Genomic DNA, 12701 nt, shown 5'->3' on the forward strand with positions numbered 1-12701 from the left:
AAACCCTGACCGGCGCCGCTTCAATTCCAAGGATGAACAGATGCTTCTGAGACGGCGCTCCCTCCTCGTTGCCGGCGCGGCCACGGCGCTGCCGCGCTTCGGCCATGCGCAGACCCCCACCATCAAGATCGGCGTGCTGAACGACCAGTCCGGCCCCTATCGCGACGATGGCGGCCCCACCGGCGTGGTTTGCGCGAAGCAGGCGCTGGAGGATTTCGGCATCTCCGGCAAGGGCTGGAACGTCGAGATCATTTCGGCCGACCACCAGAACAAGCCGGATGTCGGCGTGTCCATCGCCCGGCAATGGCTCGACCGCGACGGGGTGGACGCGATCGTCGATGTGCCGACCTCCTCGGTCGGGCTGGCGGTGAACACGGTGTGCCGGGAGAAGAACAAGGTCTATCTGAATTCCGGCACCGGATCCTCCGACCTGACCGGCAAGCAGTGCAGCCCGAACACGGTGCACTGGACGTACGACACCTACATGCTGGGCAGATCGACCGGCGGGGCGACCGTGAAAAGCGGCGGCGACAGCTGGTTCTTCATCACCGCCGACTACGTGTTCGGCCAGACCCTGCAGCGCGACACGACCGAGGTGATCACCAAGGCCGGCGGCAAGGTGCTGGGCAGCATCGCCTATCCGTTCCCCGAGACCACCGATTTCTCCAGCATGCTGGTGCGCGCGCAGGCCTCGGGTGCGAAGGTGCTGGGCCTGTGCATGGCCGGCGCGGATACCGAGAACTGCATCAAGCAGGCGCACGAATTCGGCGTGGCGCAGAACATGCAGATCGCCGCGCTGCTGATCCAGGTGCGCGGCGTGCGCGCGCTGGGGCTGGACACGGCGCAGGGGCTACGGTGGAGCGAGTCGTACTACTGGAACGCGAACGATCGCACGCGGGCCTGGAATGAGCGTGTCCGCACCAAGACGCCGAACGGGGTGTGGCCGAACATGACCCAGGCGGGCGACTACGCGGTGACGCTGCACTATCTGAAGGCGGTGAACGACATGGGCGTGGCGGCGGCCAAGGCCGACGGCAAGGCCGTGGTGGACCGGATGAAGGCGATGCCGACGGACGATGACTGTTTCGGTCCCGGCCGCATCCGCGAGGACGGCCGAGCGCTGCATCCGGTGTATCTGCTGCAGGCGAAGAAACCGTCGGAGAGCAAGCAGTCCTGGGATGTGGCGAACATCATCGCGGTAACGCCGGCCGAGGAAGCGTTCCGGCCGTTGAACGAAGGGGGCTGTCCGCTGGTGAAGAGCTGAGGTGCGGCCGGCCGCGGCGGCGGGGGTGGATCCCCTGCCGTTGCGCGGGCGATCCCGTCATGCCTCCGGAGCAGCGGGAACGCCGCCGTCCGTTTTCAGAAAGTACTAAAACAGTATTGGTTCAACGCCCGGACATGGCCGCCGTTCCGCCGGCGGGCCCGACGCGCTTCCGTCGCCGAGCATCTGCCGCGCACAGCATGCGCACGCGCTGCGTGAGGATGATGACGGCCACGCCGGTTCGCAACCACAACCGCCACCGAAGACAGGCGGCGGAGAGGCGGCCACGTCCCACGTGACCGCCTCCACCCCCTTACGCCGCGATCTGCTGATGCGCCGGCACCGTCAGCCTGAAGAACCGGGCGGCATTCAGACCCAGCACCTTCGCCCGCTGCACGTCGTTCAGTTCCGGCATCGTCCGCTCGATCGCCTCGGCCGAGTGCGGCCACGTCCCCTCATGATGCGGATAGTCATTCGCCCAGGCAAAATTATCCATCAGCCCGAACCGTTCCGCGTGGTGCAGCCCCACCGGATCCTCCTGGAACGTCGACAGCCCGTGCGCCTTGTAATAATCGCTCGGCAGGCCCTGCAGCTTCGGCCGCACCCACATGTGGTGCTTCCGATACGCCTCATCCATCGCCTCCAGCAGCCAGGCGACCCAGCCGATCCCGGCCTCGATCGTCGCGAAGCGCAGCCCCTTGAACCGCTCCAGCACGCCCGAGGCGCACAGATTCGCCACCGGCTCGATCGTCGGCGACAACGAATGCGTCACGTAATTGATCACCGCCCCGCCATTGCCGCGGGCCGCCCGCGGGTCGCGCCCGGTCGAGACGTGGAAGGTGATCGGCAGGTCCGCCTCCTCGATCAGCCGCCACATCGGATCGAAATGCGGCAGGTTGTAGTTCACGTGATCCACGTCATGCGCGCCCCAGACCGGCTTGCACGGCAGGGACAAGGCGCGGAAGCCGATCTTCGCCACCCGCTCGATCTCCGCCATCGCGCTGTCCAGGTCGCCGGTGGCGATCGAGGCGACCGGCAGCATGGAGTCCGGATAGCCGCCGAACTGCTCCCACGCCCAGTCGTTCCACACCCGGCACTGCGCGTTGGCGAACACCGGGTCCGGCGTGGCCCACATCGCCAGGCCCTTGTTCGGGAAGATGATCTCCACGTCTATCCCGTCGGCGCGGTTGTCGCGGATGCGGTCCTGCACGTCGGCACCGGCCTTGGAGCGGACCCAGTCCTCACCCTCGAAGCTCATCACCCGGACGCGGTCGGGGCGATAGCCCTCGCAATAGCGCCATTGCACGCCCTTCTCGTCGGTGATGATGCGCGGCACGCGCTCACGGTATTTCGCCTCGATGCGGGTTTCCCACAGGTCCGGCGGCTCATTGGCGTGGCTGTCGGTCGAGACCATGAAGTATTTTTTCGGGTCGCCGGCATGCGCCGTGCGTTCCCAGCCGGAATGGCCGGGGGTCTCCAGCCGCCACAGATTCGGGGCGTTGATGGGGATTTCGTTCATACCTTCCTCCCTTGTGCAGCTACTCACCGGTAGCAGTGTGGCATATCGGGGTGCAATGGCCAAAGAGGCAAACGGCACGCGCAAGCCGCGCGCTCTGTTGCTATGTCGACGTGGCTGTACGTCGGAACGCTCTCCCGTGGTCGCAAACCATCTTTTGGCCGCTTTTCCAATAAGATAATCGGGCAAATTCAACCTGGTGGGAAGCTTCCATGCCCCCTCATCTATCGCGTCGTAGCCTCACCGTCGCACTGCCCATCGTATTTGGCATCGGCGGCCCGACGCCGCTCCTCGCCGCATCAGACTCCCGCATGGCGGACATCGAGCGGCGCCACGGGGGGCGCCTTGGCGTCTTCGCGGTTGATACCGGGTCGGACCGAACCCTCGCTCATCGCGCCGATGAGCGCTTCCTGATGTGCAGCACCTTCAAGGGGCTTCTCGCCGCCCTGATCTACGCCAGGGTGGATGCAGGCCAGGAAGATATGTCTCGAATGATTTCCTATGCCGCGGCCGACTTGATCTTCACGTCCCCCATCACGAAAGCGAATGTCGGAAAAGGGATGATGTCGGTGGGCGATTTGGCCCGGGCGACCCTCGAATACAGTGACAACACCGCCGCGATTTTGTTGATGCGAAGCGCGGGCGGGCCAGCCGGCCTCACGGCGTTCCTGCGCGGCATGGGAGACATGGTGACTCGTTCGGATCGCTACGAACCCGGCTCAAATCAGTATGATGGCTCACGCGACACCACGTCGCCGCGTGCGATCGTCGGGTCAGCGCGCAAGATACTCCTGGGCAACATCCTGAAGCCTGAATCACGGGCACGGCTTGAAGCCGGGATGGCAGCGTGCAAGCCGGGTGCGCGACGCATTCGGGCAACCCTGCCGGAGGGATGGGCGGTCGGGGATCGGCCAGGGGAAAACGTCTATGAGGAATCGAACGACTATGCGATCGTCCGGCCGCCGGATCGTGCTCCCCTGCTTGTAGCAACATATTACGATGCGCCGAAGACGAGCACGGCGGACCGTGAAGCGGTCATTCGTGAGGTCGGCGCTGTGTTCGCCAGCTGGGCCGCGGGCTGATCCCACTATGAGCATTGGCCTTCGCAACCCGCGGATCGATTTGATCCGGGGCGTGTCGATCCTTCTTGTGTTGTTCCATCATTTCAACATCGCGTATCATATGAATGACACCACCCTTTCTATGGTATTTGGCTGGGATGCGGTCCGCGCGCTGGCGCGCAATGGCAACTATGGGGTGACGATGTTTTTCGTCATCTCGGGTTATTTGATCACGTCGAACGCCGATCGCCGCTGGGTCGGACTCGCCCGCATCAACGCGCGGTCCTTTTATGGATTACGCATCGCGCGCATCCTGCCATGCCTGCTGTTGCTGCTCCTCATTGTCAATTTACTCGCGGTGGCAGGCGTGCCGATCTTCCAGAATCACGCGCCGACTGGAACGGTGGTTTCATTTTGGGTCGTTAATCTGGCGTCGCTGGCCTTCTGGATGAATGTGCTGATCAGCGCGCATGGTTGGGTCAACTATCCCCTCGGCGTACTGTGGTCTTTATCAGTCGAGGAAGTTTTTTATCTGTCTTTTCCAATTCTCTGCCTCGTCCTCCAGAGGGAGGCACGCCTGCTGGCTTTCTGGGCCGTGATTATCATCGTCGGCCCTCTATACCGCTTCACCCATCAGGGAGATGAAGGCGGCTTCCTCTACGCTTATTTCGCGTGCTTCGATGGCATTGCCATTGGTTGCTGCACAGCGTTGCTCGCACCACGCCTTCACCTGCGAGGGATTGCAGCAACAATCCTCCAAGCGTGCGTCATTGTCGCTATGGCGTTTATCTATCTCTGGCGGCCGATTGCGCAAACAAACGTGCTCGGCGTGTCGGCGATGGCCCTTGCCACCGCGGTGCTGTTGTGGGGGGCACATAATCGCCCGGCGGGCTCTATCCTCGAACACAGTCGCATCTTGAGTATCGTGGTCTGGTTCGGCAGGCTGAGTTATGAACTTTACCTGTTTCATCTCATAGTACTCGGGGCGGCACGCACCATCTTCCCGCCAAACGTCGTCATCGGAGATGAGAAATTGCTGCTTTTGATCGCGTTCCTGACGCTGTCAGCGGCATTGAGCGCGGCCCTCACGCGACTGTATGCAGAGCCGTTGAACCGCACCCTTCGATGGCTCCTCGAGCGCCAGGGCGTCAATCAAGCTGCCTGACGGACAAGCTGCCTGACGGAAAGCTGAATCCGGCTCGCCTGGCGCTTGCCGGCCTTGCTGTTGGGCACGGCCCGTCGCGCCCGGGTCAGCCGATGGCGCGCTTGCGTCCGCCCCGACCGCGTGCCATCCGTTGCCGCGCAATTCAGATCAAGAGGGCACGGCCATGCAACGCGAGGTCTACATCGTCTCCGGCGTCCGCACCGCGATCGGCGATTTCGGCGGCAGCCTGAAGGACGTTCCGCCCACCGAGCTTGGCGCCCGCGTGGTGAAGGAGGCGCTGTCCCGGGCCCAGGTCGACGGCGCCGAGGTCGGCCACGTGGTGTTCGGCAATGTCATCCATACCGAGGCGAAGGACATGTACCTGTCCCGCGTTGCCGCCGTGAACGCGGGCGTGTCGCAGGACGCGCCTGCGCTGACCCTGAACCGGCTGTGCGGGTCGGGCCTGCAGGCGGTGGTGTCGGCCGCGCAGGCGGTCACGCTGGGCGACGCCGATATCGCCGTCGCCGGCGGGGCGGAAAGCATGAGCCGCGCCGCCTACCTCGCCCAGGGCATGCGCTGGGGCGTCCGGATGGGCGACAGCGCCATGATCGACATGATGACGGCGGCGCTGCACGACCCGTTCCACAACATCCATATGGGCGAGACGGCCGAGAACCTGGCCGAAAGCCACCAGATCACCCGCCAGCAGCAGGATGAACTGGCCATCACCTCCCACCAGCGCGCCGCCCGCGCGATCAAGGAAGGCCGCTTCAAGACACAGATCCTGCCGATCGTGCAGAAGACCCGGAAGGGCGAGGTGGTATTCGACACCGATGAGCATGTCCGCCCCGACGTCAACGCCGCCGACCTGGCCAAGCTGCGTCCGGTATTCCGCAAGGACGGCACGGTGACCGCCGGCAATGCCTCGGGGATCAATGACGGCGCCGCGTCGGTGGTGCTGATGGACGGCGACACGGTGGCGAAGCGCGGCGTGAAGCCGATGGGCCGGCTGGTCGCCTATGCCCATGCCGGCGTCGATCCCAAGGTGATGGGCATCGGCCCGGTGCCGGCCAGCCGCAAGGCGCTGCAACGCGCCGGGCTGAGCCTGGCTGACATGGACGTCATCGAATCGAACGAGGCCTTCGCCGCCCAGGCCTGTGCGGTGGCCAAGGATCTGGGCTTCGACCCCGGGAAGGTGAACCCGAACGGCTCCGGCATCTCGCTGGGCCATCCGGTGGGTGCCACCGGGGCGATGCTGACGGTGAAGGCGCTGTATGAGCTGGCGCGGATCGATGGCCGTTACGCACTAGTGACGATGTGCATCGGCGGCGGCCAGGGCATCGCCGCGATCTTCGAACGCGTGCACTGACTCACGGACCGGCGGGCCCCACGGACCGGCGGGGCCTCATTCACCGGCGGACCGCGTTGACCCGCGGGACACCGAGAGCTCGGGCAGCGGCGGGGTTGGGCGCGTAGGGCCAATCTCGTCATGCCGGGCGAAGGCCCGGCACCCACGCACCGCATGGCATACCGTCCATACGGTCCGCCAGATGCACCACCCATTCACCGCAGCGGGCGGAAGAACACCCGTACCTCCTCCGCCAGCGCGTCCGGCTGTTCCATCGCCGCGAAGTGGCCGCCCTGGGCCATCGACGTCCAGCGCTGGATGTTCGTATAGGTCTTCTGCGCGATCGATCGCGGCGGACGGATGATCTCGTGCGGGAAGGCGCAATAGCCCATCGGCACGTCGATCGTCGCCTCGGCCGGGATCGGCCAGCCGGCGTGCATCCGAGCATAATAGGGCCAGAAGGATGAGTTGATGGCGCCGATGAACCAGTAGAGGGAAATATTCGCCAGCATATGGTCGCGGTTGACGATGGAGCGCGGATCGGTCCACACGCGGAACTTTTCCGCGATCCAGGCGGCCAGTCCGGCCGGCGAGTCGGTCAGCCCGTAAGCCAGCGTCTGCGGCCGCGTGCCCTGGATCCACTGATAGCCCGTCTCCTCCTTCAGCCAGGCGCTCAGCTCCTGGAAATAGCGGGCCTCCTCCTCGGTCGGCGTGGCCGGCGGCGGGCGGTCGCGCTGGATGGTCAGCAGGTTGACATGGATGCCGATCATCCGTTGCGCATGCGCGTAGCCGAGGCGGGAGGAGACGAAAGCGCCGTAATCGCCGCCCTGGGCACAGAACCGGTCGTAGCCCAGCACGTCGGTCATCAGCGCGGCCAGGCAGTCCGCCATCTGCTCGATATTGAATCGTTTCTGGTTCGGCGAGAAAGACAGGCCGAAGCCGGGCAGCGAGGGCGCCACCACGGTGAACGCATCGGCCGGATCACCGCCGAAGCTGGCCGGATCGGTCAGGCGCGGAATGATGTCCAGGAACTCGAATACCGATCCGGGCCAGCCATGCATCAGCAACAGCGGCTTCGGCGCCGGACCCTTGCCGGGGACGTGCAGGAAATGCACGTCGATGCCGTGCAGCGGCACCTTGAATTGCGGGAACGCGTTCAGCGCCGCTTCCTGCAGCCGCCAATTGAACTTGCCGCGCCAATACGGCACCAGCTCCTTCATGTAATCCAGGTCGGTGCCGTAGGCCCAGGGCCCGTCCGGGGCCTGGTCGGGAAAGCGTGTCCGGGCCAGTCTTTCCTTCAGATCGGCGATCTGCGCATCGGGGACCGATAGCTGGAATGGTCGCGGCGCCGGTGCCATGACGGACCTCCTGTTCGTTGGTCCGCCACCTTGCCGCCTGCCGCCACCCGGTCAAGCCCGCGCGCCGGGTCGACGGCCCGGCCCGGCTCCGCCGGGCGGTCAGCCCAGCTTCGTGCTCTGCCAGGTCACCATCTGCCAGGCGCCGTTGCGCCGCGTCCAGACATCGACGAAACGGACCCGGAACGACATCGCATTGCCGCGCGAGGTCACGCTGATCGCCGCCTCGCCCGTCAGCACGACGGTGCTTCCAAGATCCTGCGCCACCACGCCGGATGGCTCGACGGCGGAATAGACCGTCGCGCCCGACTCCATTGCGCCGATCAGGCTCTGCTTGGTATCCAGGCGCGCCGAGGAGTGCACATAGATCAGGTCGTCGCCGATCAGCCGGTTGAGCGTGGCGATATCCTTCGCGCCCATCGCCGCCATGCGCTGGCGGTCCAGGTCGATCACGGTCTGTGCGTTGCTTGTCATGGCCGGTTTCCTCCTTGGCCCGGCCAGCCTATCGCCGCACCGTCAGCCTGTCGAACCGAGGCGGCGGATGGCCGGGATCAGCAGCGGCGCCAGCGGTGCCGGACCGGCGTCCTCGGACGGCGCGCCGTCGGCATATGCCTCGCCTGCCCCATCCGGCGACGGGCCATCCGGGTCGAACCGGCCGGCGGGATCGTCCTCCTCCGCCGTGGGCCGGGATGTGCCGGCCAGGTCCACCACCGCGTCCGCGCGCGCCGCATTGGCGCGCAGGCGCCGGTTATACGCGGTCAGCCCGGCGCGTACGCCGGCCGACATCCCCGGCAACGGCGGCGCGGTGATCGCAATGACCTTCCAGCCTCCCCTATGCGCGGCGTCGGCGTAGTCGCTGAAGGCGGCATAGACATGCCGCGGGTCGCGGCCTTGCTGGATGTCGGCGGCTCCGGCGTGCAGCAGGACGATGTTGGCCCTGGCGCCCGCATCCACCAGCGGCGCCACGCTTTGCCGGAACGTCAGCAGGCATTGCAGCATCTGCCGCCCGGTGCCACCGGTATTGTTCCAGCGGACCGGCATGTCGACCGCCAGCCGGATCGCCTCGGCGAGGCCGCGGCCTTCCCTGGGCAGCGGCTCCATTCCGGCCAGGTCGCCGTCCAGGACCAGATTGAGCAAGCGGCGCTCCGCCCGGGCGGGCCGTGGCGTCAGGCCGAGGATCGCGGTGATCGGCGCGCCGCCGATGGATAAGCCGACCGATAAGCCGACCGATAAGCCGACCGGGGCGCCGCCCAGCAGCGTCCGCCGCCTCATGCGGCCTTGGCCTGCCGCGCGATGTGGTCCAGCGCGCCCAGCGTGTCGCGGGCGAATTTCAGCCGCGCCTTGACATCCATGTCGCGGGAGATCGCCAGCTTGTGATCGGGCCGCAGCCGCACCATGCCGCCCTTGCTGGACAGCCAGCGCACCAGCCCGGCCGGGTTGCTGAAGGCGTTGCCGCGGAAGCTGACCACCATGCCTTTCGGCCCGGCCTCCAGTTTCTCCACCCCGGCCTCCCGGCAGGCGCGCTTCAGCGCCACCACGCCCAGCAGGTTGTCGACCTCCTCGGGCAGCGGACCGAACCGGTCCACCAGCTCCGCCGCCATGGCATCGGTCTCGGCATCCGAGGCCAGCGCGCCGATGCGGCGATACAGGCCCAGCCGCACCGGCAGGTCGGCGACATAGGTTTCCGGGATCAGCACCGGCAGGCCCAGGGAGATGTTCGGCGTCCAGTCCCGCTCCTGCCCGGCGCGCTTGCCCTGGCCGACGCGCAGGTCCGCCACCGCGTCCTCCAGCATCTGCTGGTACAGCTCGATCCCGACTTCCTTGATGTGGCCGGACTGCTCGTCGCCCAGCAGGTTGCCGGCGCCGCGGATGTCCAGGTCGTGCGAGGCCAGCGTGAATCCGGCGCCCAGCGCGTCCAGCGTCTGCATCACGGTCAGCCGTTTCTCGGCCGCAGCGGACAGCCGGTGGCTCGGCGGCCAGGTCAGGTAGGCATAGCCGCGCTGCTTGCCGCGGCCGACCCGGCCCCGCAGCTGATACAGCTGGCCGAGGCCGAACATGTCGGCGCGATGGATCACCAGCGTATTGACCGCCGGCATGTCCAGGCCGGATTCGACGATGTTGGTCGACAGCAGGATGTCGTGCTTGCCGTCGCTGAACTCGGTCATCACCCGTTCCAGCTCCGTCGGCGCCAGCCTGCCATGCGCCTGCACCGTGCGCGCCTCGGGGACGATTTCCCGCAGCCGGTCGGCCATGCGGGCCAGGTCCTCGATCCGCGGCACCACGCAGAACACCTGGCCGCCGCGGAACCGCTCCCGCTGCAGCGCCTCGCGGATCACCACGTGGTCGAACGGCATGATGAAGGTGCGCACCGCCAGCCGGTCCACCGGCGGGGTGGAGATGATCGACATCTCCCGCACGCCGGTCAGCGCGAGCTGCAGGGTGCGCGGGATCGGCGTCGCGGTCAGCGTCAGCACGTGCACATCGGCCTTCAGCGCCTTCAGCCGTTCCTTGTGCGATACGCCGAAATGCTGCTCCTCATCGATCACCAGCAGGCCCAGATCGGCGAACTCCACGCCCTTGGCCAGCAGCGCATGGGTGCCGACGACGATGTTGACCTCGCCGGAGGCGATGCCGCGCTTCACCTCGGCGGCTTCCTTGGCGGTCACCATGCGGGACAGCTGCGCCACCTTGACCGGCAGCCCGGCGAAGCGGGCCGAGAAGGTGCGGAAATGCTGCCGCGACAACAGCGTGGTCGGCACCACGACCGCCACCTGGGATCCCGACATGGCGGCGACGAAGGCGGCGCGCAGCGCGACCTCGGTCTTGCCGAAGCCGACATCGCCGCAGATCAGCCGGTCCATCGGCCGGCCGGAAGCCAGGTCTTCCAGCACGTCCGCGATGGCGCGGGCCTGGTCGTCGGTCTCGGCGAACGGGAAGCGGGCGCAGAACTCGTCCCAGCTGCCTTCCGCCGGCGTCATCATTTCGGCGTCGCGCACCTTGCGTTCGGCGGCGATGCGGATCAGCGCGCCGGCCATGTCGCGGATGCGCTGCTTCATCCGCGCCTTGCGGTTCTGCCAGGCGGTGCCGCCCAGCTTGTCCAGCGCGGTGCCCTGGTGCTCGCTGCCGTAGCGCGACAGCACCTCGATATTCTCCACCGGCAGGAACAGCTTCTCGTCGCCGTCGTAGATCAGCCGCAGGCAGTCATGCGGCGCGCCGGACACCTGCAACGTCGCCAGCCCGTCATAGCGGCCGATGCCGTATTCCTGGTGCACCACCAGGTCGCCCTCGGCGATCTCGGTCGCCTCGGCGATGAACTGGTCGGCCCGCTTGCGCCGGCGCGGCGGGCGGGAGATGCGCTCGCCCAGCAGGTCCTGCTCACCCACCAGCGCCAGACGCTCCGCGACGAAGCCGCGTTCCACCCCCAGCACGATCAGGGAGATCGCGCCCGCCGGCTTGCGGCGGATCGTGGCCCAGTCATCCTCCTGCGCCACGTCCTGGAACCCGTGCTCGCCCAGCAGGTTGGCCAGCCGGGCTCGGGAGCCGCGGGTCCAGGCGGCAATCACCAGCCGCCGGCCCTCGGCGGCCCACCGCTCCGCCTGGGCGCGCAGCTGGTCGAACACGGTGATGCCGGGGCCGCCGGCCGAACCTAGCCCGCCGGATTGGGCGAAGACCGGACCCGGCCGGCCGCCACCGTCGACGCCGCCCGCTCCATCCGGGCGGACGAAGGGCGTGAAGGCCAGCAGCGGGCCGAAGGACAGCATCTCATCCCAGCCGGCGCGGTCCAGGTACAGCATCGACGGCGGCAGCGGCCGATACGGCACCTCGCCATCGCGGGGCACGCCCTTCCGCGCCTGGAAATGGTCGGCGATCATCTCCAGCCGAGCCTCCAGGACCTCATCGGCCTGGTGGTCGAGGGAGACGGCGGCGTCGGGCAGATAGTCCAGCAGGTTTTCCATCGTCGGATGGAACAGCGGCACCCAGTGCTCCATGCCCGGATGGCGCCGGCCGTCCGAGACCGACAGGTAGATCGGGTCCTTGGCCGCGTCCTGACCGAACAGCTCCCGCCATCCGGAGCGGAAGCGGGCGATCGACTCCTTGCCCAGCGGCACTTCCGAGACCGGCCGCAGCGACAGCGCCGACCGCCTTCCGGCGCTGCGCTGGCTGGACGGGTCGAAGGCGCGGATCGATTCGATCGTGTCGCCGAACAGGTCCAGCCGCACCGGCTCCGATTCGCCGGCGGGGAAAATATCGATGATCCCGCCGCGCATCGCATACTCGCCCGGCTCCATCACCGTCCCGGCCCGGCCGTAGCCATTGGCCTCCAGGAACGCCGCCAGGGTCTCGGGCTGCACGGTGCCGTTCACCGTCAGGGTCGTGCTGGCGCCGGCGAAGGCGGCACGCGGCGGGATACGCTGCACCAGCGCGTTCACCGTGGTCAGCACGATGCGCGGCTTCCGGGATGGCTCCAGCAGCCGGGCCAGCGTGGCGATTCGCTCCGAGAGGATCGCCGGGTTCGGCGACACGCGGTCGTAGGGCAGGCAGTCCCAGGCGGGGAAGCGCAGCACCTCGGCTTCCGGCATCACGAAGGACAGCGCCTCGGCCAGGCGCGCCATGCGGGCGTCGTCACGGGTGACGTGCAGCACGCTGCCGGCATGCTCGCGCCGCCGCCGCGCCAGCAGGAACGCGTCCCAGCCTTCCGGGGCGCCCCAAACCTTGACCGGTTCACTCATGAACCAGCGAATCCCGGATACGGCGCAGCATCGGCGTGTCTTCCTCGGGCGGGATCGGCGCGCGGCCGGTCAGCCAGTCGGCCAGCGGCGCGTCCGGCAGTTCCAGCACCGCTTCCATCGCGTCGAGGTCGGCTTCCGTGAAGGCGCCCAGGTTGGCGCGCACGAATCCCCCGATCATCAGGTCGTTCTCGTACGTCCCCCGATGCGTCGCGCGAAACAAAATACGCCGGCGGCGCGTGTCCGGCTGAGCTTGATCTGGTTCAGGCATCGATAAAGGTCATATAGC

The 12701-nt window shown here is 67.2% G+C and carries 10 protein-coding genes; 4 read left to right on the forward strand and 6 right to left on the reverse strand.

Annotated features, from left to right (window positions below):
• A partial coding sequence (locus tag VHC04_RS19315; protein WP_325684355.1) for an ABC transporter substrate-binding protein occupies window positions 1-1264 on the forward strand: 1264 nt, incomplete at its 5' end.
• 310 nt (window positions 1265-1574) lie between these two features.
• Here VHC04_RS19315 and VHC04_RS19320 read toward each other — a convergent pair.
• Entirely contained in the window at window positions 1575-2780 is a 1206-nt protein-coding gene (locus tag VHC04_RS19320) for an amidohydrolase family protein (RefSeq protein ID WP_325684357.1), read from the reverse strand.
• Between the two features lie 308 nt (window positions 2781-3088).
• Between VHC04_RS19320 and bla the strand changes: the two genes are divergently transcribed.
• From bla to VHC04_RS19335, 3 genes are all read left to right on the forward strand, one after another.
• Window positions 3089-3859 carry a class A beta-lactamase gene (gene bla / locus VHC04_RS19325; RefSeq protein WP_325684359.1) on the forward strand — a complete coding sequence of 257 codons (771 nt, stop codon included), beginning with the start codon at window positions 3089-3091 and terminating at the stop codon, window positions 3857-3859.
• Between the two features lie 7 nt (window positions 3860-3866).
• Window positions 3867-5003 (forward strand): acyltransferase family protein, encoded by a 1137-nt coding sequence (locus VHC04_RS19330; RefSeq protein WP_325684361.1) that lies wholly within the window; start codon window positions 3867-3869, stop codon window positions 5001-5003.
• A 163-nt stretch (window positions 5004-5166) separates the two neighbouring features.
• Entirely contained in the window at window positions 5167-6351 is a 1185-nt protein-coding gene (locus VHC04_RS19335) for an acetyl-CoA C-acyltransferase family protein (RefSeq protein WP_325684363.1), read from the forward strand.
• Window positions 6352-6545: 194 nt separating this feature from the next.
• Here the strand turns inward: VHC04_RS19335 and VHC04_RS19340 are convergent, their stop codons facing one another.
• From VHC04_RS19340 to VHC04_RS19360, 5 genes are all read right to left on the reverse strand, one after another.
• Entirely contained in the window at window positions 6546-7688 is a 1143-nt protein-coding gene (locus VHC04_RS19340) for an epoxide hydrolase family protein (protein ID WP_325684365.1), read from the reverse strand.
• Window positions 7689-7787: 99 nt separating this feature from the next.
• Window positions 7788-8159, reverse strand: a complete 372-nt coding sequence (locus VHC04_RS19345; RefSeq protein WP_325684367.1) for a nuclear transport factor 2 family protein — start codon at window positions 8157-8159, stop codon at window positions 7788-7790.
• Between the two features lie 42 nt (window positions 8160-8201).
• Window positions 8202-8957, reverse strand: coding sequence for a hypothetical protein (locus tag VHC04_RS19350; protein ID WP_325684369.1), 756 nt, complete (start codon window positions 8955-8957; stop codon window positions 8202-8204).
• A complete protein-coding gene (gene mfd, locus VHC04_RS19355; protein WP_325684371.1) occupies window positions 8954-12415 on the reverse strand; it encodes a transcription-repair coupling factor in 3462 nt (1153 codons plus the stop codon). Before mfd ends, VHC04_RS19350 begins: the two co-directional genes overlap by 4 nt.
• Complete coding sequence (locus VHC04_RS19360) at window positions 12408-12683, reverse strand: succinate dehydrogenase assembly factor 2 (RefSeq protein ID WP_325684374.1); 276 nt, start codon at window positions 12681-12683, stop codon at window positions 12408-12410. Before VHC04_RS19360 ends, mfd begins: the two co-directional genes overlap by 8 nt.
• Window positions 12684-12701: the final 18 nt, after the last annotated feature.

The organism is Rhodopila sp. (assembly GCF_035548095.1).
Taxonomy (GTDB): Bacteria; Pseudomonadota; Alphaproteobacteria; order Acetobacterales; family Acetobacteraceae; genus Rhodopila.

Coding starts and splice junctions, on each gene's coding strand:
- VHC04_RS19320 (WP_325684357.1), bottom strand. CDS start 2,780: ATGAACGAAATCCCCATCAACGCCCCGAATCTGTGGCGGCTGGAGACC.
- bla (WP_325684359.1), top strand. CDS start 3,089: ATGGCGGACATCGAGCGGCGCCACGGGGGGCGCCTTGGCGTCTTCGCG.
- VHC04_RS19330 (WP_325684361.1), top strand. CDS start 3,867: ATGAGCATTGGCCTTCGCAACCCGCGGATCGATTTGATCCGGGGCGTG.
- VHC04_RS19335 (WP_325684363.1), top strand. CDS start 5,167: ATGCAACGCGAGGTCTACATCGTCTCCGGCGTCCGCACCGCGATCGGC.
- VHC04_RS19340 (WP_325684365.1), bottom strand. CDS start 7,688: ATGGCACCGGCGCCGCGACCATTCCAGCTATCGGTCCCCGATGCGCAG.
- VHC04_RS19345 (WP_325684367.1), bottom strand. CDS start 8,159: ATGACAAGCAACGCACAGACCGTGATCGACCTGGACCGCCAGCGCATG.
- VHC04_RS19350 (WP_325684369.1), bottom strand. CDS start 8,957: ATGAGGCGGCGGACGCTGCTGGGCGGCGCCCCGGTCGGCTTATCGGTC.
- mfd (WP_325684371.1), bottom strand. CDS start 12,415: ATGAGTGAACCGGTCAAGGTTTGGGGCGCCCCGGAAGGCTGGGACGCG.
- VHC04_RS19360 (WP_325684374.1), bottom strand. CDS start 12,683: ATGCCTGAACCAGATCAAGCTCAGCCGGACACGCGCCGCCGGCGTATT.